Annotated in this window: 15 protein-coding genes, 1 pseudogene and 1 riboswitch; of the genes and pseudogenes, 4 read left to right on the top strand and 12 right to left on the bottom strand. The window is 55.6% G+C overall.

Annotated elements, in window-relative coordinates:
* Positions 1–22 precede the first annotated feature (22 nt).
* Positions 23–718 carry an RluA family pseudouridine synthase gene (locus tag ACF8AM_RS24500; protein WP_392558172.1) on the top strand — a complete coding sequence of 232 codons (696 nt, stop codon included), beginning with the start codon at positions 23–25 and terminating at the stop codon, positions 716–718.
* Positions 719–817: 99 nt separating this feature from the next.
* Here ACF8AM_RS24500 and ACF8AM_RS24495 read toward each other — a convergent pair whose 3' ends face one another.
* Positions 818–2,164 carry a polysaccharide biosynthesis/export family protein gene (locus tag ACF8AM_RS24495; RefSeq protein ID WP_392558171.1) on the bottom strand — a complete coding sequence of 449 codons (1,347 nt, stop codon included), beginning with the start codon at positions 2,162–2,164 and terminating at the stop codon, positions 818–820.
* Positions 2,165–2,237: 73 nt separating this feature from the next.
* Positions 2,238–3,272, bottom strand: coding sequence for a hypothetical protein (locus ACF8AM_RS24490; protein ID WP_392558170.1), 1,035 nt, complete (start codon positions 3,270–3,272; stop codon positions 2,238–2,240).
* 611 nt (positions 3,273–3,883) lie between these two features.
* Here ACF8AM_RS24490 and ACF8AM_RS24485 point away from each other — a divergent pair.
* Positions 3,884–4,156, top strand: coding sequence for a hypothetical protein (locus ACF8AM_RS24485; protein ID WP_392558169.1), 273 nt, complete (start codon positions 3,884–3,886; stop codon positions 4,154–4,156).
* 15 nt (positions 4,157–4,171) lie between these two features.
* Positions 4,172–5,467, top strand: coding sequence for an MraY family glycosyltransferase (locus ACF8AM_RS24480; RefSeq protein WP_392558168.1), 1,296 nt, complete (start codon positions 4,172–4,174; stop codon positions 5,465–5,467).
* Between the two features lie 14 nt (positions 5,468–5,481).
* Here the strand turns inward: ACF8AM_RS24480 and ACF8AM_RS24475 are convergent, their stop codons facing one another.
* The 4 genes and pseudogenes from ACF8AM_RS24475 to typA all read right to left on the bottom strand — a co-directional run bounded on the left by ACF8AM_RS24475 (position 5,482) and on the right by typA (position 11,101).
* Entirely contained in the window at positions 5,482–7,590 is a 2,109-nt protein-coding gene (locus tag ACF8AM_RS24475) for an ABC transporter permease subunit/CPBP intramembrane protease (RefSeq protein WP_392558167.1), read from the bottom strand.
* A pseudogene (locus tag ACF8AM_RS24470) lies at positions 7,587–8,345 on the bottom strand (ATP-binding cassette domain-containing protein). Before ACF8AM_RS24470 ends, ACF8AM_RS24475 begins: the two are co-directional and overlap by 4 nt.
* 113 nt (positions 8,346–8,458) lie before the next feature.
* The gene (locus tag ACF8AM_RS24465) at positions 8,459–9,217 is read right to left on the bottom strand and encodes a histidine phosphatase family protein (RefSeq protein ID WP_392558166.1); all 759 of its coding nucleotides are present in this window, start codon (positions 9,215–9,217) and stop codon (positions 8,459–8,461) included.
* A gap of 9 nt (positions 9,218–9,226) precedes the next feature.
* Positions 9,227–11,101: a translational GTPase TypA gene (gene typA / locus ACF8AM_RS24460; protein WP_392558165.1), complete on the bottom strand. Its 1,875-nt coding sequence runs from the start codon at positions 11,099–11,101 to the stop codon at positions 9,227–9,229.
* 149 nt (positions 11,102–11,250) lie between these two features.
* On the opposite strand from typA, the gene ACF8AM_RS24455 reads away from it, so the two are divergent.
* Positions 11,251–12,135: an NAD-dependent epimerase/dehydratase family protein gene (locus ACF8AM_RS24455; protein WP_392558164.1), complete on the top strand. Its 885-nt coding sequence runs from the start codon at positions 11,251–11,253 to the stop codon at positions 12,133–12,135.
* On the opposite strand, the gene ACF8AM_RS24450 is transcribed toward ACF8AM_RS24455, so the two are convergent.
* The 6 genes from ACF8AM_RS24450 to ACF8AM_RS24425 all read right to left on the bottom strand — a co-directional run bounded on the left by ACF8AM_RS24450 (position 12,107) and on the right by ACF8AM_RS24425 (position 26,707).
* A complete protein-coding gene (locus tag ACF8AM_RS24450) occupies positions 12,107–12,664 on the bottom strand; it encodes a DUF6580 family putative transport protein (RefSeq protein WP_392558163.1) in 558 nt (185 codons plus the stop codon). The two genes, ACF8AM_RS24455 and ACF8AM_RS24450, sit on opposite strands and share 29 nt — an antisense overlap.
* A 93-nt stretch (positions 12,665–12,757) precedes the next feature.
* Complete coding sequence (locus ACF8AM_RS24445; protein WP_392558182.1) at positions 12,758–12,910, bottom strand: DUF1289 domain-containing protein; 153 nt, start codon at positions 12,908–12,910, stop codon at positions 12,758–12,760.
* Between the two features lie 62 nt (positions 12,911–12,972).
* Positions 12,973–19,050, bottom strand: coding sequence for a DUF4465 domain-containing protein (locus tag ACF8AM_RS24440; RefSeq protein ID WP_392558162.1), 6,078 nt, complete (start codon positions 19,048–19,050; stop codon positions 12,973–12,975).
* Positions 19,051–19,084: 34 nt separating this feature from the next.
* Complete coding sequence (locus ACF8AM_RS24435; RefSeq protein ID WP_392558161.1) at positions 19,085–19,900, bottom strand: DUF1559 domain-containing protein; 816 nt, start codon at positions 19,898–19,900, stop codon at positions 19,085–19,087.
* A 146-nt stretch (positions 19,901–20,046) separates the two neighbouring features.
* Positions 20,047–20,293: riboswitch (cobalamin riboswitch) on the bottom strand.
* A gap of 106 nt (positions 20,294–20,399) precedes the next feature.
* The gene (locus tag ACF8AM_RS24430; protein WP_392558160.1) at positions 20,400–21,542 is read right to left on the bottom strand and encodes a prenyltransferase/squalene oxidase repeat-containing protein; all 1,143 of its coding nucleotides are present in this window, start codon (positions 21,540–21,542) and stop codon (positions 20,400–20,402) included.
* Positions 21,543–21,547: 5 nt separating this feature from the next.
* Entirely contained in the window at positions 21,548–26,707 is a 5,160-nt protein-coding gene (locus ACF8AM_RS24425; protein WP_392558159.1) for a peptidase, read from the bottom strand.
* Positions 26,708–26,920 lie beyond the last annotated feature (213 nt).

The following is a 26,920-nucleotide window of genomic DNA, read 5'->3' as shown; positions in this document are numbered from 1 at the left end:
CAATATCGAGGATTCAAAGATCATGAGCGAAGTCGATGTCATCTATGAAGACAATCATTTGCTCGTGGTGAACAAGCCCACCAAGTTAGCGACGATGGGAGCGACTGGGCAGTCGACATTGCATTCGCTTGGCTGCGATTACATCCGCCGGACATGCAACAAACCGGGGAAGGTCTATCTTGGAATTGTCAGCCGGCTCGATTCGATGACGTCGGGGGTCATTGTCATGGCTCGAACGAGTAAAGCAGCTAGTCGACTCACTCCTCAATTTGCAAACCATTCCGGCGAGGGAGCGAAGAAGACTTACCTGGCCGTGGTCGCGGGGAGGGTGGAGCAGCAAGAGGGGGTGTTGATCGATGACGTCTACAAGGACGATGCTGCTCATCGCATGCGAGTGGCTCATCATACCAGGGCGGATGCCAAGGAAGCTCGCTTGGAGTTTGACGTGCTGGGATTCGACCGAGATTCGACGTTGTTGAAAGTGAAGCCGCTCACTGGTCGCAAGCACCAAATTCGCTTGCAATGGTCCGAGGCCGGATACCCTCTCTTGGGCGATGCCAAGTATGGAAGTGAACGATCTTGGCCAACGGGGATCGCACTTCATAGTTGGCGACTTTCGATCACTCATCCAACGAAGAAAGAACGCATGACCTTTGAAGCCCCTGTGCCGGATGCTTGGAAGAACAAGCTTGATTCGAGCTTGTTGAAGGCAGTGTGACGCATCGTTCGGGGAACGAGTCAAGGTTCAACAAAAGAAACGTCGCATCTGATTTTGCAGATGCGACGTTTCGTTGTTGATCTAGTAGGTTGTGAGACCTTAGTTCGATATCAGTTCTCGAATACCGTAGGTGAAGAATGTTCCGAGGCTGAAGTTCAGCAGTTCTTCTTCACACTTGTATTGCAAGATCAGTGTATCACCCGGTTGAACCAGTGGTCGACTTCGTGGGTCGTTGATCGCCCTGGCTAGGTCGACTTCGATTGCAACTTGACCATTGCAAGGCGTTTGGCGAAGGATGTACAGCATCCCTGGTGGGACGCCTCCGACGGATGCCACGCCGCCGAGTCGTTGGTTTCCTCCTTGGCTGATTCCTCCACCTGCGAGTGCCATGGCGCCCAAGACGTCGAGGTCATAGTCACGAGGGAGCGGGAATTCGCCGCCGGGCAACAAACCACCGGTGTAGAACACTTCTGTTTCGCGGCTTTCGATGTAAACAATGTCGCCGTCTTGCAGTTCCACATCATCCGGTGTGATGTTGGGAAGGACTCCCGGTGGCAATCGCAATGGAATGCGAAGGATCGATGGGTCTGGCGGCAGTTCTGGCGGGCAGACACATGGATCGAGCATGGCGTTGCGTTGTGACGCGTAGAAGTCTCGGACGAATTGAGCTCGCTTGCGTTTATCCGCTTCGCTGGCTCGCAGAACTTTGACTTCGTTTTTCGCGTTCAGGCCGGGCAATCCACCCGTTTCAACGAGAGCGTGCAGAATATCGTTCTTGTACGCAGGCAGTTTGACCAAACCGCCGCTGGCTGACCGGTCACGTCCGCGAATGAATTCGCTGGATTGAGCTTGGAGCGAGCGTTGGTTGTCCTCTCCCAGTCCGTCTTCGCGAACCACAATCACGTCGTAAGTTCGTTCTTTGATCAGCGTGACGATCGGACGAGCTTTTTCTTCCCGCAGGATGTCATTGTCGATGTACGCTTCGCGTATTTTTTCGCGGACTTGATCGAGCGTCAGCCCTTCAACCTCAAGGGGTTCGATCAGAGGCAGCGAAAGCGTTCCGTCATCCTGCACGGCGATCGGGTAACCGATCGACGGTGGCAGAGTGCTGTCTTGCTCTGGGAAGTTGACCGGCGGTGGCTCCGGCGGAGTATTCGGCGGGTTGAAGGGTAAAACGCCTTCGATGTAGACACCGAGGATGTCATCGGGGCCAAGCTGGTAGTCGCGTGGCGGTTCGAGCGATAGCAACGCGATATCGACCGGTACCAAATTGTTCTTGGGAGCCGGGAAGAATTCGGGTGGCAACCGGTGTGCTGGCACGCCATCAATTGGCTGGGTCAGCGACGAGCAACCGGTCAATGAAGCGACCAGCGACGCGGCAATGCCAAGTCCAACCGTGTAGCGAATGTGTTTCCACACTCGAGTTTGAAAGAGGTTGATGTTCATCCTTGAACTCTCTGAAAGTGCAATCGGGTGCAAAGCCGCCCGGACTGGTCTGTGATTGAGGAACGGTCAGAAATCAATCGAACAAAAATTGCATCGATTGATTGTTTGCAGGCGATTCGACTGCTTCATTTGATGTGGCCTCACGATCTGGCCGTCCAAAAATCTCCTCGATCACCGAGTCGATTTCGTCTTGCGTTGGTTCAGCAACGTTGGTGCTCACCGGTGTTTCGACGTTCTTAGGAACGAGATCGACCGGAGCCGTTGTTTCTCGCTCGGGAAGATCGCTAAGGAACGACTCGGTCGCTTCCGAAAAATTGTTTGGCGGTGTCGCGGGAGTCATTTGCGAGAAGGGATCGTCCAAAGCGTCCGCTTTGAGGTTCGGTGTCTGCTCGCCTGCTCGTTTGACTGGAACCGGAAGTTTGGCAGGGGCTTCTTGTGGGAAGTCAATTGCCGGACCGTTTGCGTCTTCAAACGTGACTCGTCCTGGAACCAGGGTTTCGCCTTCGCCAAGTTGGATCCCAGGAGGCAAGGTATTGGACGTTGTGACGGGTGGAGCGGCGGCGGCCGGTGTGGGAGCCATCGATCCAGTCATCGCGGCGGGTGCAGGGCGAGTCGGAGTTTGGATGCGAATTTGGTTGTAGTAGCCAATTCCGTCTTGTTCCGCTGCTTTCACACCAAGTGGAAAGCCTTCGAACCAAGCGTTGACGGCACTTTGGCCGTCGCCGGATTGATGTTTCCAACCCCAGTAGTCAGAGGAGACCACCGCAGGCGTGCATCCTGATCCGCCGGTTGCAACTTCCATGTAGCCGTCAATGAAGCCCTTTCGAAGGTCCTTCCGGTGACGATGGTTTTTGTAGCAGTGAGAGCTTCGCAGCCATGCTTTGGAGGCCATCACGTTGTTGCGGTGCGAGACCATGAAGTCGTCAATGCACTCGCTTCGGGTCATTTTGGATTGGAGGCCGCCCATGATGGTGCAGCCAGTCATTCCGGTTGTCAAAATGCCTGCCGCAAGACTTGCCAAGAAGGCTCGTTGAGCGCGTTGGCGAACGAAGTTTCGCCTCGCTTGCTTCGGGCGGACGGACGCGTCATGTCGATTAAGCTGGGTCATATTGCCGGCTCCCCTAGCGGCGGATCTTTCTGGATCGCACGACTCGTGCGTGCAACGTTTCCAGTCGCCATCTTGCCCCCCAAAACTGGCTGCAACGGCTTGCGGAATTAGGGTCGCATCGTTCGTAGCGGTTGTGCTAGCGAGCGATGTCCCCGCACTGTTTATCGCCCCTTCTGGGGTTCGGGTTTAGCCAAATGTGCGCGAAATGGGGGTGCTAACAGTCCGCCTAGTTAGTGAAACTGTTCCGGGGGGCACGCAGAACCAGGTGTCCTGGTGCGATGGGGGCGGAAATTCCGGTGTTTTCGAATGGTGAGCGGGAAGGTGGACCCAAGATGCGGGAGGTGTTTTGGGAGAATCTTCCGATTACAACGATCACTGACCATCATTCCGGCGAAGATCGATGAACTTTTTACGCGTCAGGGGGATGGCCTTCGAGCGAGCGCGTAAGATGATGCAAACCAGAGCCGTTGTACTAAAATGATGACCTAGTCTTTTCACGCAGGGTTTGTCGGTCGTTTGCCTTCGGGCAAATTGCATCGTCGCCCAACCCTTTTCGAGTGCTTCGTCCCGCGACTCTGACGAGCTGCCCTTCTCCGATCAATCAACTTGCAATGACTCCATTCATACTCGTCACGCTTGCCGCTGCCTTCGTTACGATGTTGGTGTTGGTGCCAGTGGTACGAGCGTTTGCCATTCGTGTCGGCCTGGTGGATAACCCGGATGCCGAGCGGAAACTGCACGACAAACCGATCGCGTTAGCGGGCGGTTTGGCGGTTTTCATCGCCACGGGAATCGCTTTTGTTGTTGGTGTTGCGTACGAAAGCGGCTGGGGCGAGTTCAGTAAGGTGACCGAGTTGTCATCGCGTTGGTTTGTCTTGTTTTGAGCCTCCACTGCGATTTTGGTCGTCGGTTTGATCGATGACAAATGGGCTCTTCGAGGAAGGCAGAAGCTGCTGGCGCAATGTGTGATCGCCATGGTTGTCGTTGGCAGCGGAACGGTGATGAGATCGATTTCGTTGTTTGGGTTTGAGATCCCCTTGGGGATCTTTGCTTTGCCTGTCAGCGTCTTGTGGTTGTTACTTGCGATCAACGCGCTCAACCTGCTCGACGGAGCAGACGGGATGGCGACGACGGTGGGAGCGTTTGTCTGCGGTGGGCTAGCGCTGCTTTGTGCATCAAGTACTCATTCAGTATCCACTGTGATTGCTGCAACGGCTCTTTGCGGCGCACTGCTTGGGTTTCTCGTTTTCAACCGTCCGCCGGCAACCATCTTTCTAGGCGATGCCGGAAGCATGATGATTGGCTTGATGGTTGGGGTTTTGGCGATGTGGTGTTCGCTGAAGGAGTCCGCCGTGGTGGTTGCTGCTCCAGTTGCCATTTTGGTGCTGCCGCTGTTCGACTCATCCGCTGCAATCATTCGGCGATGGATGACGGGCCGCAGCATGTATGCAACCGACCGAGGGCACTTGCATCACCTGTTGAATGAAAAGTTTGGTCCTAACGGCATGTTGTTGGTCGTTGCCGGACTTTGCACTTTCAGTTCGACAATCGCGGTTCTTTCGGTTCGTTACGACCAGGATTGGTTAGTTCTCGTCGGAGCGGTTGCGGTTTTGGCGTTTCTGGTCCTGACCCGAACGTTTGGGCATTCGGAGTGCCGACTCTTATTAGGTCGTTTGTATCACTTCTCGCACTCGTTCTTCGTCCGTCCTCAGTACTGCGAATCTTCCAAGCAATTGCGGAGTGTTCAAATCCAAGGGCAAGGTTGTTGGGAGCCAGTTTGGGAGCCATTGGTTGAATTTGCGAAGCGTCATGATTTCGCCAAGGTGCAAATTGACGCGAATATGGCTTGGTTGCATGAAGGTTATCACGCGACTTGGCAAAGCGTTCGGTTACCTGAGAAGTCGGTTCAGAGTGTCGTGCGAATTCCCTTGTTCGCGACACGACCTGGCGAAGATGAGGCCGTTCCTATCGGCAAGGTGGAAGTGATTGCCAATTCTTCGCACGAATCGTTGGCCCAATTAAGCTACTTCCTCGAACACGCTGAGGAACTGCAGGAGCAGGTTCGTTACCTGGTAGGGAATCTGGACAAAAAGACGGCCGCAGCGCGGTTGAATGCGGCAGGGAAGTCTGCCGAACCCGTAAGCGAAGATCGATTGCTTGATTCGGAAGAAGTCGAACACGTGACGACCAGCTAGGCGAGTCCGAAGGACTAAGCCGAGGTCGAAGGCACGATCGGTTTCCGACGTGTTGCCCACGTCACAATGGCAATGCCTACCAGCACAAGAATCGCTGAAACGGCAATCCAGGTAGGTGGCAAGTGTTTTGATCCGCTTGCGTCGCTAAGGCCTAGGAATTCGAGTTGCTCGTGGTAGCGAGCCGCCAGTTCCAACATCCCGTTGTGGACGAAGTGCAGCAAGACACCAGGCCAAACGCTTTGGGTTCGGTACGCGACCCATCCCAAAAGCAATCCGAGAAGGGTGGTGGGTAGGAAACGCTCGATGAGCAGCGTGCTGCCGACAAAGACATGGAACAGCCCGAAGAGCACCGCGGTGATGACGATCGTGGACCATGGTCGAAGCACGGATGAGAAAGCGGAAAATAGATAGCCGCGAAAACAGAGTTCTTCGATCAGTGCGGGCGTGGCCGCCATCGTCAGCAATAAAATCCACGGCGGAACCGTTTTCCATTTGTCGAGCAGAGAGCGTGTGCGTTCAATTTGGTCTTCCGACAACAATGCGATTCCAAACTGGTCTGCAAGAGCCAGGGCTTCATGAGCGAACGCCCACGCGCCTCCGGCGAGTACGATGACACCTAAAAAAGATGCCAACGGCGGTTTGGTCATACGGTAAGTGGAGCCAAAGCGATGTTTTCCCAGGATGGTTGCGAACAGAGGAATCAAGCCAAACACCAAAGTCAAACTCAGTGCGTTGAGTAGCAATTGGGAGCTGATTGAGATGGTTTCGGATAGAAGGCGTAGCCACTGCATCAAACCATTCGAAACCAAGAACGAGGCGGGCAGCAGCAACGCAACCACCAGTCCTGCCTGGCTGACGCTGGGGTGATTCGTCACCTCGTCGGGACGTTGGAGAAGCGAGCCGAAGGACTTTTGGCTGGTCCTTTCCACCGCGTCACTCCCGAACAGCTTGGCGGCGATGCCAAGTGTTGCTGCGGCGTAAAACAGAGTGCTCGTGACGGCAATCAATGCACCTGTCGTCGAGGCTGTACCGGAAAGAATATCGCGAGCAAGCAAGACAATGTTGAGGAGTGGGGCAACTGCCAAGGGGCCTTCCAAATTCACGCCAGGCATTAAAGAAAGCATGGCGGGCCCCAATGACAGCAACATCACAGGGATCAGGTAAGCCTGAGCCTCCTTGAACGACTTTGCGAAACTGGTGAGTGACAGCAGCAGTGCAGAGAAGAAGCAACTGAACAGCATCAGCAGACCGAGGATCTGCAAGATTTCTACCAGTCCGACCGTGGATTCTTCACCCGCGAGCACTGCGGCCAACCCGGTCACTTTCATGGTCACAAACATCGCGAGCAAATTCGCCATGGCGGTGAGAAACGCAACGCTGACAACGGCGAGGTATTTTGCGAGCAGCACCCACCACCGCGGGACCGGCGAGGCCATCAAAGCTTCCATTGTGCCGCGTTCTCGCTCGCCCGCCGTCAGGTCGATGGCGGGATAGACGGCACCGGTGATGGTCATCAGCACCAATACGAGTGGAATTACCGTGCCCAGGATCGATCCCGAGGCTTTCTCGCCGATGGACCGAATTCGCAGATCAATCGCGCGGTAGTTCGGATCAATTCGCTGCGCGATTTGCATGCTCTCCGCCAACTGCAACCACTGCAAACGCTCGGTGAGAATTCTTTGCGCTGTGCTGCTGGCTTGGTCGTTGTTGTAGGAGATGATTTCAATGGAGTGAATCGAGTCGGCCCCCTTTTGAAACTCCACGGCGATGTCGAGTAAATTCTGTGACAGCGCTTCTTCTGCTGACATTTCCTCGGGCACAACGACTTTGAATTGAGCCAGTTGGCCGCCATTGACCTTCAGGATGGGCTCCGGGGGCGCACTGCGAGGGTCTTCAATCAGTGTCTGAAGAAAATCGCGTTCAGGGAGTGAAGAGACGCCTACCACGAAAGCCTGTTCGGCCGGCATTCCTGAGGATAGTAGAAATCGGTTGAGTGCCATGCTGAGTAACGGGTATACCAACAATGGCATCATCACCAATGTCAGCATTGTTCGTCGATCTCGCAGGGTTTCCCGAAGTTCTTTGAGAGTGAGTCGGCCAAGCCGGGACCAAGAAAGATTCACGCGGGGGCCTCGGTCAACGCCGGTTCGGTGGATTGCATCAAGTCAACAAACATCTCCACAAGATGTTCGCGACCGGTTTCTTTGCGAAGGTCACTCAAGTTGCCGCGGTAACGAATGCGGCCTTGGTGAAGCAGGCCAAATTGGTCACACAGTCGTTCGGCTTCGTCCAATCGATGTGTGCAGACCACCACAGCTTTCCCAGCAGAACGCAAGTGTTCGATGTATTCAAAGATGGTTTGGACGCCAACCACATCCAACCCACGTGTCGGTTCATCAAGCAACATCACTGGCGGGTCGTGAATCAAACCCCGAACCAAGGTCACTCGTTGTCGCTGCCCTGTGCTAAGAGAACCAGCGCGACGATCCAGCAATGATTCGATCTGCATCACACTGGCAAGTTCTTTCAGACGGTCCACCGCTTTCTTAGGAGCGACGCCGTACAGATCAGCGAAATAGAGCAGCATTTATCGGACTGATAGCCAGGGATAGACGCCGTCACTGGCGGAGACGAAACCGAGTTTGGCTTTGGCGGCAAACGGATCTTCTGCGGTGCGAATGCCAGCGACTTCTGCGTACCCTTCGTCAGGTTCAAGCAGTCCCAGCACCATGCGAAGCGTCGTTGTTTTGCCCGCACCATTGGGGCCTAGCAAGCCAAAGACTTCTCCCGGGCCGACTCGCATCGAGAGTTGATTGACGGCGAAAACGGTTCCGCTTTCGATCGTGAATCGTTTGGTCAGCGAATCGATCAAAAGCATATTGGAGAACGGACTTGGCGGAGACGAGGGCAGCAGGGAAAGTTGCCGTTGCAACGAACTGCTACGCTACCGACGACGCATTGGGTCTGTTTTTTGCATCCAAAAACAATGGACTAGGAAAGCATTGCTTGATGTCCTGTCACCAATCGCGGAGGCAAATGAGTCACACTGTTGAGCGAGTTCAATTTCCAGCCCGTTGTGCACCATTGTAGAGAAGTGACGGACGTGTTGGGGATGGGACCAATCGAATCCATCGCGACCACTTCAGCCAGCATTTGGGAAAGCATCTCACGCAAGAAGTCTGCGTGGGCGATCAAGACCACCACTGGATCGGTCGTGAGTTGTCCGGGTTTGTCGGCTGGATCGGGAGCAAACGTGTTTTCGAAACGACTGATCACCGACCGAGAACGTGCCCGCATTTGGTCCGGAGTTTCGCGATCTTTGCCACCCCACCATCCTGTGTCCTGGATCTGAGAGTCCACCGTGAGCGGAGGCGGTTCGAGATCCGGGAACTGCTCACTGATTTCTTGAAAAAACGAGTGAATCGCCTTTCGGCCCAAGCCTTCCGCACCACGGAAGTTCTTCTCATGGTGCCCATGGTAGCAGCCACCATGCTCAAACACGTCGTGCCAAACTGAGATGGGATATCGCCGTGGCGCAGTGTGGGCATGCTTCCAAACGAATCCAGTCGTTTCCAACGTGCGAAGGAATGGACTCGTGATCATTTGGTCGATGGCCAGACCAGACATCCATTTCCCAAGGCAGTCAGCTTGCAGTCGTCCTCGCGCCGTGATGCTGGGATCACAGACGCGAGCGTGCACCGGTTTCGCGTTGTTTTCGCTTTCCGCGTGTCGAATGAGAAGCAACTGCATCGGTCAGAATCAGCCGTTGCGGCCTTTGCGACGACGGTCTGATTCTTTCAAAAGAATCTTTCGAAGACGAATGGACTCTGGGGTGACCTCGACCAATTCGTCGTCTTCGATGTATTCCAGGGCGGCTTCGAGCGACATGTCACGTGGTGGTTTCAGGATGACGTTTTCATCGCTGCCGCTGGCACGCATGTTGGTCAGCTTTTTCTCGCGACACGGGTTCACGGTCATGTCGTTTTCGCGAGCGTTTTCGCCGACGATCATGCCCTCGTATACCTCGGTGCCTGGGGGAACAAACAACTCGGCACGGTCTTGCAGTGCGAACAAGGCGAACGGCATGGTTTTGCCACCGACCATGGAGATCAACACTCCGTTGGCACGGCGCGGTACATCGCCTTCCACCACACGATAGCTTTCGAATCGATGGTGGATGATGGCGGTTCCGCGAGTTGCGTTGAGCAATCGCGTTCTTAAGCCAATCAAACCACGCGATGGGACGACGAAGCGGAGCAGGCTATAGTCACCACGCTGCTTCATTTCTTCGAGCTGTCCCCGTCGCAAACCGACGAGTTCCATCACGGGACCCATTGCTTCGGTGGGGACTTCCACTCGCAGCGTTTCAAATGGCTCGTGCTTCTTGCCGTCGATTTCCTTGAAGACCACACGTGGCTTTCCGACGCTGAGTTCGTAGCCTTCTCGACGCATGGTTTCGATCAAAACGGCTAAGTGAAGCACGCCTCGTCCGGCAACCGCATAGGCTTCGGTGCCTTCGATCATGGAAACGCGCAGAGCGACGTTGCGTTCCAGTTCTTTTTCTAGTCGGGCTTTGATCTGACGCGTTGTCACGTACTTGCCTTCGCGGCCAGCCAACGGTGACGAGTTGACACTGAAAACCATTTCCAAGGTGGGCTCATCGACTTTCAGTCGTGGCAACGCTTTGCCTGTGTCGCAGGCCGTGATGGTGTCACCGATTTCGACGTCTTCAAGGCCTTCCAGTGCGATCAAGTCACCTGCACCAGCGCTTTCTGCAGGTACACGTCCCAGTTTGTCAAACACGTACAAGCCCGAGGCTTTGACTTTTCGGACGATTGGATTGCCCGCGGAATCGATGGTATGAACATCGAGTGCCTGACCCGTTTGGATGGTTCCCGCGTTGACGCGGCCCACGGCGATTCGGCCAACGTATTCGCTCCAGTCCAATGTGGTGACCATCATTTGAAAATCGGACTGGGTGTCGACCGTTGGGCCAGGCAAGTGGTCCACCAGCAGATCCAACAACGGACGCATGTCCTCGGTAGGTGAGGCTGGATCATCGGTCGCGTAGCCTTCTTTAGCGCTCGCGAAAACGTAGGCTGCGCTATCGAGTTGCTCTTCTCCACCGAGATCAGCTAGCAATTCCAATGCTTCGTCGAGTGCCTCGGGAGGACGTCCGTCAGGGCGGTCGACTTTGTTCACCACCACGATCGGTTTCACACCGGCCTGCAGTGCCTTTTCCAAGACAAATCGCGTTTGTGGCATGGGGCCTTCGGCGGCGTCGACCAACACCAGTGCACCATCGGCCATTCGCACGACGCGTTCAACTTCACCGCCGAAATCCGCGTGACCTGGGGTGTCGATCAAGTTGATCTTCACGCCGCGGTAGTGAACCGCAATGTTCTTGGACAGAATGGTGATTCCACGTTCTTTTTCAATGTCGTTCGAATCCAGAATCCGCTCGCCTTTAAGCTCCGCGTCACGGTACTGGCCACTTTGCCGCAGCAGACAATCCACCAGCGTGGTTTTTCCGTGGTCGACGTGTGCGATGATGACGACGTTTCGGATCTCTTCTCGAACAGCGGTGTTGCTCGAGGTGCCGGCGTCTTGAGAAGGGGATGCGGTGGAAGACAAAGGACAGCTTTCAATGGATAAACGTTTCAGGCGGAAGCCCACGTTCTAACGATCCTTTGGAAAGTCAACTAGTCAAAAAGCGTTTTGTGCGCCGTGGGGCAACGCTAGGTGCGTTTAAGTGGGTTCATTTTTGCATTTGGAGGTTTGGGATGCTTGTTGCGGTCACCGGAGCAACCGGTTTTTTGGGGCGTCACGTCGTATCGAATCTGCTGGAGAACGGCCACTCCGTGCGCGGTTGGACTCGAAAAAGCGTCCCCCCTGACTCAGAAGGAGTCGATTGGACCCACGGCGAACTGGACGATCGAGCGTCAATCGAGCAATTGGTGGCCGGCTGTGATGCTGTGGTGCACACAGCATTGGCTCGCGAGGGAGCCGGTTTCATGCAGGAACCGGAACAGCCGCTGGATTATATCCAGACGAATCTGATGGGATCGATCGCGCTGCTCGAAACGGCCTGTGCCCAGTCGGTTGACCGTTTCGTATTCGTTTCATCGGGCGCCGTTCACCAACACGTTGTGGACGGGATCCCGTTGGATGAACAGCATCCGCTGCGGCCCGGTTCTTTGTATGGTGCCTGCAAAGCATCGATGGAAACGGTGGTGCATGCGTACGGCAGTGCAGGCCGCATCCAAGCCGCCAGTCTTCGCCCGGTCTCGATCTATGGAGCCGATACTCCACTCGAAAACTCGAAGTGGTACGGCTTGATTCGAGCGGTTGCTCGTGGCGAGACTGTCAAAGCAGACGGTGGCGGAAAAGTCGTCCACGTCAAAGATGTCGCGGCTGCGGCAACCACGCTGCTCGAAACGGAAGTGTCGATCGCAGGCGAAACCTACAATTGCTGCGATCGATTTTTCTCTGAACACGAGATCGCCACACGCGTGATGGAGCGAACCAACTCCAAGGCGACTTTGGTCGGCGGTCCCAAGACATCGGGCCGTGACATGTCATCAGCCAAGTTGCAAGCACTCGGCTTTCGATTTGGCGGCCTGTCCAGGTTGGACGAAACTATTCAGCAGTTCGTGCAGGAACTGTAGCTGGTTGAAAGTTGCCGCGAATGGAGGCAACGCCATTGGTGGCCAGAGCGTAAACGCCGAAGAACAGTCCGCTGTAAACCAAGTCCCCCGACAAGGTGTACTGGAAGAACGGGATGGCTGCTGCAAAGCAGGCGGTCAATCCCGTCCAGGTCGATGGATAGAACGACACCCAAACGGCGAAGTTTGTGACCACGAAGAACAGCACGCTGCCAACCAGCGAGCCCGCGACGACTCGGATTGCATTTGTGTTGGCTCCAACCAGTTTACGACCGATGACAAAGTTCGCCAAAAGGCAACCGTAGACAACCGGCATCAAGGAATGGAAACCAAGGACTGCGTCGCTGATCAACATCGCGATGATCACCGACACGGCCATGATTCTGGGCGAGACGGTCATCGCACCGGCGAACAAGCACATTGCTGCGAGCGGCGTGAAGTTCGGTGGGTGTGGGAGCAGCCGGGATGCGACAGCGATGCCGATCATGGCCAAAACGATTGCAAAACGTTGCACGTTGTTACTGGGATTCACTGGAACACTCAATCAAAAACAAAGGTACGGCAGGAAAGTCAAAGGTACGGAAATGAGGTCGCCAAGAGTCCGGCCCCGTCAGGCGACGAGACGTCACGAGTTGGGTTCGTGCGGCACGGATTGGACTGGTGGAGCTTGAGCGGCCCGCCGCTGGCGTACCGACTCAAGAATGGAACGTTTTTCTGCGGGAGATGCAATCGACCATTGGCCGATCTCCCCCAAAGTTCGGAAACATCCGAGGCACATTTGCTGGTGATTCACCTGGCAAACCCCAATGCAGGGCGACTCCGGTGCGGCGGCGGGTGGGATCATGCGGTGTCACCGAGCAACTCGAGGGAATTGATCCAATCGTCGTTTTCGGATGAGTCCGAATCATCGCTCGAGTCTCGGCCAGACTCGCTCCACAACTGGTCAATCAGCTCGGTGGAGAGACCAGTGGATTGAGATGGTTGGGCCGGTGCTGCTATGCCCTCGGCAACTGTCAGTCGAGCATCGATTGTCGCGATCTCATCCTCCGCGTCGGTGAGCCAAGATCCTTGCGGACGCTGATCAGCAACCGAACTCACGGTGGATTGCACTGGCTGAAGGTTTGAAAAAGCAGCCACAGGTTCACCCTCTGCGGTTTCTCCATTCAAATAGTTGATCACTTTCAATGCATCCAAAGCTGAAACCCGCCCGTCACCGGAAACATCGTAGAACCGGCCGATCAATTCATTGGGGTCGTTTGGAGTTGTTAGCTCCTCGGATTCACCCGAGTTGAGCCGGTTGATCACAGTCAATGCATCCAAAGCGGTGACCTCTCCGTTCGCATTGACGTCCTCGCTGAGAATCGCGTTCTGCCATGGAGTGCTGGTGATCACTTGGATCTCAAGCGTCTCGGACACCAAGCGTTGACGCACCAAGCCGTCCGCGACAAGTGGAACGCCCAGTTGCCAACTTCCGGTCAGTTCCAGGTTCTGGCTGCCGATGCTGGTGATCGTGGGAGGATTGTCGCCCAGCAAAGTCTTCAATCGAGCGGAGTCCAGAAGATAGGTCAGCGGTTCGTCAGAACTGGAGTCCCCCAGCACTAACTCTTCAAATCCAACCACCCGATTTTGCAGCCAAGCCGCCAGATCAATATTGGACCCGTCGCCATCACTCACAATTCCATCGGTAGGCTGGGCGATTAATCGGTCGAAACCTTCTCCACCATCAATGGAAGTGAACCAAGTGGTGTCAAGCACCACGTGGTCGTCGCCAGCACCCATGTCAATGCTGACCAAACCGGCGGCTGCAGCGAGAGGAGCAATGGACAATAATTGGTCTTGTTCATCGAGGTCCAGTGCGAAGTTTTCGTCACGATCGATCGAGGCCCAAATCGCATCATCACGGTTGTCACGCAGAACCAATTGGTCCGCTTCAATCGCCAGGCTCAGGTCCGTCGGTTGATAGTCCAGCAGGGTGAACGCATCCTGCACGGAGGCTGCGGAAACATATCCTGGGTCACTGATTTCGCTGGCGACTTCGAATCTCAGTTCGATCGTTTGGTTGGGTTCTGGCAAGAAGTCCATGTTGCCGGTGACGGAAATGGTTTGCGGTTCGGACCAGTTGTCAGGTGCGAAGGTCCAGGACTCGGCACTGAGCGAAAACTGGTTGCTGGCGTCCACGTTTTCAATCAATGTCTCAGCCGAGATCGTGACGTCCGACGCGGGACGCTCTGACAAGCGAAGCTCGAAAAGGTTTACTGTTTCACCCTCAGTCACTTCCATTGAATCGAGCAGTCGATGCACCTCGATCCCAGGTGTTTCATCGTCTTGAATCGAAACCGTCGCAGCGCCTGCCACATGATCGTCCGCGGAAACGGTCCAGAGAGCGTCACCGTCTGAATTGACGGTGCGGTCATTCAAAATGGAGACCGGGATTTGAACCGAGTCGGCTCCTGCCGGGATTTCAATCGGTGAATCGATTGCAAAACGCGAATCGTCGGATTCAAACGCCAGCGGAAGTGCGGAACTCAAGTCAGCGTCATTGCGATGAATCACCATTGACGTTGGCGCCGCTGGCACTTGATCCAAAACCAAATTGTCAGCCGCGAAATAGGCCGGGGTGGTCATCCCGTAGTCACCGACATCGGAGGAGGAGAGGTCAAATCGAAGCTGGGAGGCTCCGTCCAGCGATGTCAAATCAATGGTGGTCCACTCATCGACGATGTAGTCCAACGAGTTGTTTTCAAATCGATAGTCCGCGAGATAGAAGTCGATGGTTCCGACGGTTTCGCCAGTTGAATCCAGACCAACGATTGTCAACAAAAAGAAGTCTGGGTCGTCGCCAGTTTCTCCGCCAAATTGTTTCGCGAACGCGTCACCTTGTTGCATTGAAAGTGCGGCGTAAGTGCTGTTGGTCAAAGAGATCGATGCGAAACGAGCGTCGCGCATTGTCGAGGGTAACGACACGCTTGGTGCTGATCCACCGCTGCCTGCGCCAATCAAAAAGGTCTCGGACGAATCACCGCCGCCCGAAGGATCACCGCCGAGGTTCGAGTACGCGGCGTATTGATTTGAATAGCCAGGTGTCGTTACATCGGTCACATTGGACGCTGCCCAACCGCTCCAGGAACCGTATTGCTCGTTGTAGACGTTAGGGAATTCCAAGGGGCCGGAAGCAATCGCTCCCGAAAGATCGGATCCATTGTCAAAGGATTCAGGGGCGAGGTTTGATCCCGCGTCTTCCATGCTCACAACGATGCTCTGTGACTCGTTCAACGTTTCATTCGACGGGTGAGTCACCGTTAGCGACGGGGCATCGTTGTCTTCGATGCTCAGCGAGATCGTTTGAGGAGCGAAGCCGTTGGCCGTGGCAGTGATTGAGACTTCGCGGTTGCCATCTGCCAGCCGGTTGTCAATCAAACGAACCGGCACCGACACGTTCTCTTCACCCGCAGGAATCACGATCGTTTCGGGGATCTGAATGTCGGTTTGATTGGCGACCAAGGTCACTTCCAGTGGTTCACTGGCATCGAGCGTTTGTCGGTGGACGGTGAGCTGCGGCAGTCCATTTTCCGGGGCTGCGAGTTGGACGTCATCGATCGCGAAATAACCCGGTGTGTTCATGCCGTACTGGCCGACGTCTGTGGACGACAAAAAAAAGTGCAGTTCAGTTGCTTCGCCAATTGAGGTCAGGTCAATGGTGGTCCATTCGTCAACGATGTAGTCCAGCGAGTTGTCTTCAAAGCGATAGTCGGCGAGGTGGAATTCGACTTCGCCAATGGAATCGCCGTTTGCGTCTTTGCCGACAATCGTCAACACAAACGTGTCAGGATCATCGCCTGATTCGCCACCGAACTGCTTTGCGAACGCGTCACCGCTGAGCATCGAGAGCGCGGCGTAGGTGGTGTTGGTGACCGCGATGGATTCAAACGGTTGAGATTCGTTGGAACGTTGAATCACAGCGTCTGCGCCGTTGTATCCAATGGCGTAGGTGTTCGATTCGCGAGCGCCCTTGCCCGCGATGGCCGCGTATTGGTTGAAGTATCCCGGCGTCGTCGTGTCGGTCCCGCGACTGATCGAGAACCCAGACCAACTGTCAAAGCCATACGCATCGCTAAACGAATTGCCGAATGTCAAGTCGCCATCGACGAAGGCACCCGATTGGCCTGCGTTATTATCGTATCCGTCAGACACCAAGGTTTGACCGAAGGTTTCGAAATCGCCGATCGAGATGGCATCGGATTCCAGCAACGGCTCGGTCGGTCCGGTGAGCATCAGGGTTGGCGAATCAGAATCCAAGACAGTGGTGTCGAGACGTGCGGTGTCAAAGCCGGTGGCATTGGCTTCGATTGTCCAGTCCAAGTCGCCGGTCAAGGTCTCGTCTGCTTCGATCAACCAAGTCACTTCTGCGGATGTCGCTCCAGCAGGAATCGCGATTTCCATCGGCCCATCAATGCGATCGGCGAGCGACTGTTCCAGCGTGACCGTGACAGGTTCTGAAACATTGGTCGCTGGGCGAGCCACGGACAATTGGATGGACTGCCCCTCGGTCACTTCGTTCAAGGCGAGGCCCTGCGAGTCGAGAAGAGAGAGCGCAAAAGTGGGGGCTTCGTCGTCGATGACGGTGACGTCAAATTGCGCATCGATAGCGTCTGCGTTCCTGGCAATCACCGTGAATGTTTGGCTGGCGTTGATGACGTCGTTGTCGACCAAGCCAATGGTGACTTCTACGGAGTCAAACCCAGACGGAATCACGACCGACGATGGCATCGTCAATAAGTCCGATGACGGATTGATCAATCCGATCGTCATCGGGGCATCAAGCGAGGCGTCATTGCGGTGGATGACCGCGGTGACGGTCTGGTTGGGACTGGCTTCATCCAAGGAGGCCGTTGGGGCGGTGGCAGTCAGCGTTCTCGAATCGTCATCGACGAGTTCGATCGTGGCAACCGATTCCAAATGCCCATCCGCGGTTGCCACCAACTGAACCGATTGAGTCGGCGAGAATTTCTCGTCATCGGTGATGGAAATGACCACCGAAATTTCGCGTTGGCCGGCGAGGAAGTTGAGCGACGCGGGGTAGTTCAACCGCGAATCGGGTTCCGCGGCGAGCGAAACCGTCAACGCAGAGGAAACATCGATGTCGTTGCGGCGAAGCGTCAGCGTGCTGTCGGTGGCGCCCTCGGTTTGTTGCAGTGAACTGATTGAAAAACTGAGTCCTGTTGCATCGTCATCGAGCACTGTCAGTTCTCGAACGCGAGAGGCCTGCAGTTCAGCCGTTGCAGTCAATTCAACGGTTTGGTCTGGACCGGCCAAATCGTCGTCGGCTGTCGACACGGTGAATTCAGCGTAGTCGGCACCCGCAGCGATTGTGACCTGAGTTGGCAAAGTCGCCAGCGAACTGTTCGAGTTGGAGATCGAAACAGTCATCGGCGAACTGTTGTCGAGAGTGGGACGCGAAACTCGACCTGTCATCGATTCCGATTCCAAAATCGTGGACTCTTCGAGGTCCAGGGCGACCTGCGGGCGTTGGACGGTCACGTCGTCCACTGCAAAGTAGGTTGGCGTGTTGATCCCAAAATCGCCGACGTCCGAGGATCGAACCTCGAATTGCAACGCTTGCGCGTATCCCAAGGACGACAGATCGACTTCAATCCACTCGTCCACGATGTAATCGTCTGCGGAATTCTCAAACCGGAAATCCGCGAGCGTGACGGTCACCGTGCCGATGGATTCACCCGCCGCGTCCAGCCCATGGATGTCGACCTCGAAGAAGTCTGGGTCGGTTCCGCTATCGCCGCCGAATTGCTTCGCGAAGAGGTCACCTTCGGTCATCGATAGCGCAGCGTAGGTCGTGTTGGTGATCCACAGTGAATCAAACTGCGAGCCAACTTCGGGATCCAATTCCAAGGTGGGCCGGTTTTCGGGTTCCGCAAACTCCGAATAGAAACCGACGGCGTAGGTGTCGGAACCATCGTGCCCGACGCCAGGGAAGGCACTGTACTGGTTCGAAAAACCCGCCGTGGTGGAATCGGTTTCCTTGGAGATGGCCCAGCCCTGCCAACTTCTGTACAGCGAGTTGTAATCGTTGTTCAGTGCCAGTTCCTCTTGCGTGAAACCGTCGGGGGCTTGGTTGGAGAAGGTGGCGGCGCCAAGATCGGAGCCCAACGTTTCGAAATCGATGACGGCGGAACCGGTTTCCTTCGCGTGCAGGACAGCGACGCCGTCGACGTCCAGTCCAGCACTGCCCACCGTTGGTGTTGGGTCGTAGATCGGGTCGCCTTGTCCGTCGAGCGAACTGCCGTCGCCGTAAACATCGACCAAGCGGACGTGAGTGACCGCAGTGACGTCGAGTCCGTCTGTGCCGCGAAGTTCTTGCAGGTCGAACGGCGTGCCGAATCCTCCGCGGTACTTGCCCGCGAGATTGTTCAAGTTGGTTGGATCAATGGACCCAAACGCGCCCACGGCGGAGTCTGTTCGCGAATCACTTTCAAAGCGGAAAAAGTTGACTCCATCGGAGGAGACTTCCACATAACCCAGTTCCAAGAACGTGTCTGAAAAGGAATTCTCAAACACCGCGAAATCGAATCCCAATCCATCTCGAATGGGATCCTCAAATGTCAGTGTGAGCGTTCCGGATCGCCCCAGCGAAACGATACTGCCGGATTGGCCTTCCGCCGGACCGAGGGCTTGAGAGGCGACCTGCCACGCTTCGTCCACCGCAGCCCCAGGGGAGTAGTCGTCCACACCGGTGGCCCATCCGACAATGGCGGGTGATTCACGATCGATGGCGGTCGTGCCGACTTCTCCGGCCGCGGGAGCGTACGGTCCGGCCGCAAGAAGTTGGCGTGATTCCAATGGCTCCAAGGCCAAACGCAATTGTTGGCGGCGAGCGAAACGACTTGGTTTGAGCTTGTTCACGGCAGATCCAGGGAGTGTTTGCTTCAATGATGTATTACAGGGTGGCGTCATCATGCCCGGCTCGCGTGCAAAGCGCGGCCAGGATTTCTAAGTCGAGTTGTTCCGTCAGGAAGGACACGGAGCTGTCCGCACGAAGCACCATCACACCTCCGACATGAAAACTACGCATGTCGTTCTCAAATGCAGGGGCCTGATTGATCGGGAACGCTTGGTCGAACAAGTTTCGCCCGTTGATCCATTGTCCATCCGGGAACGCGGCGTCCTCCGAGACCATCACGGTGTTCGAACTGCCATCCAGGATGTCTCGCATCGCAAGGGCTCGGTCGTGCAGCATCATTCCGTTGGGCGGATCGTTTCGGTCCGTGATCCGCTGGCCGTAGATTCCGCCGTAGTCGGATGCTCCGCGATCTTGGATTCGTCCGTCTGATCGAGGTGTGCTGGGACAGAGGTAGGTCGGCAAGACCGTTGCGGCAGCGAGTTCATTTTCAGGTGCGTCGAAGGCCAGCCCGAAGTCAATTTGTTCGTGCAATCCCGATTGTTCCAGGAATGGCAAAACAAACGCGGACCAAGCCAATTGTTTTCCGTTGGGGTACTGAGGCCGTACCTCGATCGCACCCGGAGGAAACTTTCGGTGAGCGGCATGGTAGTTGTGCAGGGCCAACCCGATTTGGTGCATGTTGTTTTGACAAGATGCACGACGCATGGCTTCTCGTGCGGCTTGGACGGCGGGCAACAGCAGGCCAACCAAGACGCCGATGACGGCGAGCACGACCAGCAATTCCACCAGGGTGAAACCGGAGGCGAAAACGCTTCGGTAGCGGCGATATGGGGAACTGGAAGACGGAAGCATGCAAAGCGATCGAGTCAATCCGAATCGAAGCTCAACGCATGGGGGAATGCCCGCGCAGAAGAAGCCTTGTCATTCGAACTGGGATACAACGAAACAGCCAAGCGAAATCCGATTTCGCCTCGACGCCGATCTCGCCCAAGAAGATCACATAGCGTCCGTTTCGTGGTAGGTCTTCTGACTCCCGACGCAAACTCGCAAACGCTCGCCTTCTCGTCCGTCACGGAAAATTCCGATCAATGACAATGGCACAAGCGTAATTATTGCTTGTAAGACACTGAGTACAGCGACTCCGCGTCGGATACAGCGGCCGGGCCGTCTCGGAATCTCACCGAAGTTCCCTGTTCCCAGCGATCCAAGCTTTGGATCGCAGGCACCACGCAACGTTGCTGGTAGTATTCCCAGGTCCAATCCTATTGTCAATCCAATTCGATTGTGCGGAATCGGACGGTTGGCAAATCGGTCGCGATTCACGGTGAAAACACGTCCGTTGGGGCATCTGCTACCGCTGGTAAATCGGTAAATAATGGTAACGAACGCTGAGGCTGAGGATTGCCAGCGAAGTCGCGTAGGCCACGCCGACGTTGCGTTCTTCCCCTTGATGGCTGACCCAAGACCCGTTGTCCGCTTGCAATCGCAGCAGCAACTCGGGAACCAATTTGGCCGCGGTGGTGGCGGCTTCTCCGCCGACTTGGTGCATGCCTTGAGCGTAGTAATACATGCCGTAAAAAAAGAATCGCTCGTTCGTCCGAGGAGGGTGTTCAAGCAACCACGCGGCGGCTCCCGCAACCAACGGCGAATCGTACTGGCCGCAGGTTTGCATCGCGAGCAAACCGGCCGCAGTCATCGTGAAAGCGGGATGGTGCGTGCCAGGGGTGTAGGCGAAACCACTGACTTTCTCTCGCGGTTGTCCGTTTTCATCCAGCGGTGACGTGTACGATTCCTTTAAGTATTCCACTGCCAAATCGATGGCTTCGGAAGGCACGTCCAACCCATCGTTCTTGGCCGATCGCAATGCCATGACCTGCCACACAGAAACCGACAAATCGGAATCTCGCGAATCGGGTTTGTATCGCCATCCTCCCTGAAGTCGTGGTGGCTTGGGAACGGCTTGCGATTGAAGGATCACCTGAATCGCTCGCACCAACGCGTTGTGAATCCGTTCATTTTGGTCGACGGTCGCGCCCATGCCCAAGATTTCTGTGAGCATCAATGTCGTGATGCCATGGCCATACATTCGCGATCCATCGTGATGGCCAAAGTAGCCCTGCATTTGCTTGCGAGGCTGCAGCACGAATTCAATCGCTCGGCTCATCGCCCGTCCCTCGGGAGTGCCTGGCTCCGGGATCGTTCCGATCGATGCGAGAGCCATGATGACCAGCGAAGTCATTGCCGTTGCATTGCCACGGTCCGCGATTGACCCGTCGTCTTTTTGCAACCGCAACAGAAACTGAACGCCCCGGTGAACGGACTGGTCAATGGCGTCCTCCACGTAGAGGTCTGTCAGGTCTTCGTCGGCGGACGCTGGGCGTGCCGGCAATGCGAGTTCAGAGCCGAGCATGCTTGCGCACGCAATTCCGGTGCCTGAGATGGCTTGAGCGAGCCAGGATCGGCGGTCGAGTCGAGTGTGGATGGGGGTGGTCATCGAGGTCATCGGTCCGCTCCTGACTGGGAGTTAATCGACTTTGCTGCTTCGGCCGATACCGCTTCGAAGTAGGCTTGGACGGCTCTGCGATACGTCATCGGGATGCGGACTTTTCGGTCTTGGATAACCTCGTCCGTTTGGCGTTCACGCAGTTCGCCCCAGTCGCCATCGACAATGTTCCAATCGCTCGCGTCGATCAGAGAATTGTCATGCGTTTGGCCCTCGCCCAGGGCTGGGTTGTTCGCTTGCGCACTGCTGGGCTGCGACGAATTTTGGTCGGATGGTTGAGACGGTTCACCGGCTTGAGCAATTTGTTGCAACTGACGTTGGCGTTGTTGTGCCAGGTTGCGGATGGCTTGCTGGGCGGCTTCTGCCAATGTCGAGGAAGCCTGTCCCGACGTTTGTTGCTGACCAGAATCCTGGGCGCTATTGGACGGGGTGCCCTGCTGGCTTCCCGATGCGTCGGAAGGCGATTCGCTGGCGGATCCGTCGCCTGATTGATCCGAATCTTGGTTTTCGGACGATTGCTGAGACGGATCTGACGACGGATCATCTCCGGTTGGTTCAGGTGGCGGCGAATGAAGAGCTCGGTCCAGTTCGTCCAGCGTCTTCGCCAATTTTTGCCCTTGTGAAGAAGAGGGATCGTTTTCCGAACCGGTGTTTGCGCCCGCTTGCTGGTCGGTCGAATCGTTGGCCGTTTGTTGAGCGAGTGCATCCGCTTTTGCTTGCAACTGCGCGGCGGCTTGAGCGAGCTGATCATTGGCTTGGCTGGCTCGCCCGGACTGCAAGGATTCTTGGGCTTCGCTCATTGGTTGTTGGTTGACCGCTTGGATTTCCTCCGCGACCTCGTCCAGTTTGTCAGCGGATGCTTGGTTGCCCAGACGTTCTTCGTGTCGCGCGGCCCGTCGGAGTTCTTCGGCTGCCATCGCAACGGATGATTGAAGTCTCTGTTGCTGCTCGGCGAGAGGTTGATTCGACGACGCAGGAGGTGTGAGCGAGCTATCGATCGCAAGGGCTTCTTGATTGGAAGCAAGTGACGTGGCGAGTTCCTGCAGTTCCTCGACGGCTTGCTCGGTGACTCGCGAGAGCATTTCAGCTGCGGGATTGGGAGCGTCCAGGTTGGCCACCACTCGATTGCGAGCTGCTTCATAATGCTGTTTGGCCAGGCGTTCGGAATCACGAGCCGAATCGCGAGTTTGCTTGGCCGCTGCCGCAGCCGTTTTCGCATTGTCGACTTGAGCCTGTTTCTCCGCCACGTTTTTCTCGGCCCAGTCTTCGCCGGGATGTTTCTTCAGTTGTTGCTTGGCTTGATCGAGGCTTCGCCGAGCATTGCGTTCTTGGTTTTGTGCTTGCTGGATGCGCCGGCCAGCCTCATCGACGTTGCGATGCCATTGCTGGTTCTCCTTCTGAAGCGATTGCAGGTATTGGTTTTTTCCACGTCGCTGCATGGATTCCAATTGCCGCGCCGCTTTGGCGCGTGATTGTTCGTTGTTGTGCAGGGATTGTTTTTGCAACTGTTGAGCTTTCTCGTTGATCGCGGCGGTTCGCTCAGAGGCATTTTGCACGACTTCACGAAGCGATTGATTGGCGTCTTGCAAGTCCTCCAGCAGAGCGTTGTCGTCCTGAACCGCCTTGGCCGTTTCCGTTGCACCGGAAAGCTGTTCGCGAATCTGTTGAATTTCGCGTTGAAGAGAATCTTCGTTGGCCCACTTGCTGGCTTGATCCGCCATGGACAGCAAGTGATTCTGAACGGCCTTGGCACGGTCCGTGATGGAACGCAACTCATCCCGAGCGACGCGTTTCTGTTCGGCGAATTCAGCGTCGGAACGTTCGAGGTTGCGACGCAGGGATGTTTCTTCCGTTGCGGCTTCGCGAATCATTTGTTCGGCCGCTCGCACCGTTTGCTCGGTGATGTCCTGCAGCGATTCTTGCATCGGTTGATCGGTGGGCAGCTTCTTTTCGAGTTGTTCGAGCAGTTGCTCGGGAGTCATCTGGTTCGCTTTGGCGACCGATTCGGCTGCATTGAACTGGTTGTCCATTGACGGTGATGTCTCGGAATCGGTTGCCAGTTCCTGGAGTGCGTCCCGTGTCTCGGCGGCCTCCTCGCCTTCATCGAGAGCTTCGAAGTGGTCGGCGATGGTATCGAGTGTTTTTGAGAGTTCATCGAGCGATTGGGATGCTTCATCCGGTTGGTTTTCGTGAAGCTGATTGGCAACTTGTGCGGTTTGTTGTTCGATCGCGGAGATGGCTCGGTCGGCATCACGAGCCGCTTGCGCTTCGGCGGACTGAGAGTAGTCCGCGTTGTTGGCTCGGTCTGCTAATTGTTCGGCGATCGAGCTGAGTTGATTTTTTAGGTCGTCAAATTTCGTTTCGGCTTCCGCTGCGACCTGTTCAGGAGAGTCGGAACGTTTGGAATGGTCCTCTTCAATGTCAGCGCTTTGTTGTTTGGCTTTCTTTGCTGCCTCGCGTGCTTGGTCGGACAAGCTCGGTGTGAGTCCGCGAAGGAATTCACGAGCTGCTTCCATCATCGGGTCAAGGTCGTTCCAGGTGGATTGATAGGTTTGGAGCATCGACTCAATGGGAATGGCAGCCGACACGGGGGCCTCGTTTGCCCAGCGACGCCGGTTCAGTCGATCGCGAGCTTGACTGGCGTCGGCGTTCCAACGCGTGTCGCGAAGCGGATCAGCGACCTTGGAATCCAGCCCAAGGTGGCGAACTTGTGCCATCGGGATGTCGTTGGCGACTTGGATGTGTTCGAGCCGGATGGGTTGGTGAATGATGGCGTCGGCTGAATTGACCGGGTATCGTTCGCGGTCGGCTACGAACTGCAACTGTTTCTCGAAACGGTGCAATTGGTTCCCGGCGTTCAGCGTCATCACTGCCTTCGCGACTTGGTCGAAGAACGCGACCGCGTCGAGGTCCATGTTTTCTGGCGAAGTGAATCCTTCTGTTGTGATGGCTTCCAATGTGCGGGAGATCAGGTCGAGGTCCGATGTGGCGATCACTTGCGAATCGCTTCTCGTTTCTTCAACGCGTTCAGCACGTTGCAAGTGTTTTAGAATGGTGTCGCGGGTTGCCTGAAACGATTCTTGATGAAGTCGCTCGATCGATTTGGATTCGGCCAATTGATTGGAGTCGCCTCGCTCGGCGAGTGATTCCGTTTTGCGTTGTTGGTCACGCCATTGCTTGCCAGTTCGATTCAGAGTTGACAATTGTCCGCCCCATCCCATCGGTTCGGCGCTGAACTCCTTCATCGCAGAAGCGATTCGGTTGGCGACGTTGCCGTGCAACAAACTGTGAACCCGCAGGGCCTCGATTTCCGTAGCAATCTGACCCATGGTGTCGCGAAAAGGGTGCTCCGCGTTTCCGTCTTGTGACGTGCGTAGTTTTTCGCGAGCGTCGGAAATGATCTGTGTGCGCTGATCGACGAAGCGATGGATTTGCTCGTGGTGCCGCTGGACGTCTTCTGGGAGGTCCGCTTCCATGACCTTCAACAGGTCGCTGAGTTGTTGAAGCTGTTGCTGCAGAAGTTCGCTTTGCCCGGGCAGTCGAGTGATCGGAATATTCGCGTTTGCATCGCCGAGCATCTCGGCACTGTTTTGGATCGTTTCCATGTCCGTGGACAGTCCGTTGGCAAGCTCGACTGCTAGGAGAGCTTGAATGAAATCAATGGACCGGGAAGACAACTGGCGGAGCATCCGAAGTTTTCCAATATGAGAGCTGGAGGCCCGTTTGCGCTGGGGGGCAGAGTCCTCGTTGGGGAATTGCTCGCTAATCTGTTGCCAGGTTTGGTATTGGAGGAACGCTTGGGCCAGTGCAAACGAGGCGGCCGAATCCAGACGCGTCCACTGGTCGATTCGGATCGGATCGTTCAGCGAGGAGATCCGTTTGTGAATCGTCGTGGGGGACGCTTCGTCAGGGGTGAGCGAGATGTCTTCGTCGACGGCGTTGAATCCAGAAATGGATTCCCACTGGTCTCGAAGCTTCTCGAATTGATTGGAAAACTCGGGCTCCAATTGGAACGGTTGTGTGTCGGGAGACTCGATCGCTGCTTTCATGCTGGAGTGCATGCTTTCGTTGATCTGGTCCAACTCTTCGAGCCAGGCCACGATTTGGCGTGTCAGTTTTTGCTGCGTCATCAAGTCTTGATGTCGGTCGGGATCAAAACCTGACTGGGCAATGAAGATGTCGATCCAATTGGACTGCCCACGATGCCCCGCTCGATCCACAGCAATCAGTCGAGTTTTCAATCGGCTGCCGGAAGGCAAATTCGCGTCCGCTTTTTCGCGTCCGTCAAAACGCGCCAAGTCCCAGTTCAGGTCCAGTTGAACGATCGTCTGTGGATCGTTCAATTGAATTTTGGTTTCCGTCAGGCCCTCGCCTTCCAGCAGGATTTGTTGGATCGCATAGTCCAGCGGGATGTCGTCTTCGAGATGCCCAGGCAGCGACAGCACGGCGGCCGGCGAGACAATTTGCCGACGAGGGATCGAATCGTCCCACATGGCGATGGGGTTGCGGTCGACGACGGGATCAATCGTGTATCTCGGTGAAAACGGATTGTTCAGACCGGTGCCAACGCCTATCGCGTCCACTCGATAGCTGCCCGGGGTCGAAATTGGAATTGTGATTTCGAATTGATGTTCGTTGGCGGAAACAGGGCTCAAAGCCAATCCCGATCCACGCGAAGAGAACTGCATTTCCGCGTCTCGAACGGGTTGATCAAATTCCACTTTCATCGTCACTTTGGTGCCGACAAATGCGGTGAGGTCTCCATGGTCTTCGGTGGTGATTTTGTTAGGCAGTTTGGTGTGCGCAGGGAACTGGTACTCTTTGACAAACGAAATGGCACGTGGTCGAGGTTGGGGAGTCAGCTTGTGCCAGAGGGTCTCCGCGTCTCCCGCGAGAATTCGGTATTCAATCGGAGTTTGTTGAACAGGCAGATTGGATGAGTACGCTGGCAATCGAGATGCGGCAGAGAACTCCGTTTCATGTTGAAGCACACCCGGGTTTTCGTCTGAACGCCGGACCATGCGTTGGCGTTCTTGTCCATGTTCATCTCGAATTTCCAGCCAGACGTCGGAGCGGCCCAGACGGTCCACTTCCACCATCACGCCCACAAGATCGCCCTCGGCAACCATTCCAGATGCCGGGTCTGGTTGTAGCAAATGGATTTTCGTCAGGGAGGCTCGCTGGATCGGGGCGATCGGCAGCAGAACGCGAGCGAATCGGCGTGGCAGTTAGAGGGTTGGAATCAAAACCAATGCAGTGACCACCGTGATCAGTGAGAACAAAATCACTAATGAATGCAGGATCAGAATACACGGCATCAAATTTCGAACAAACACACCCCTCATCATATACCCGACGACCGATAGAAA

The sequence above is a fragment of the Rhodopirellula sp. JB055 genome, assembly GCF_043100905.1.
Lineage (GTDB): Bacteria > Planctomycetota > Planctomycetia > Pirellulales > Pirellulaceae > Rhodopirellula.
The sequence above is the reverse complement of the archived record's forward strand: the minus strand, read 5'-3'. Positions and strand labels throughout refer to the sequence as shown.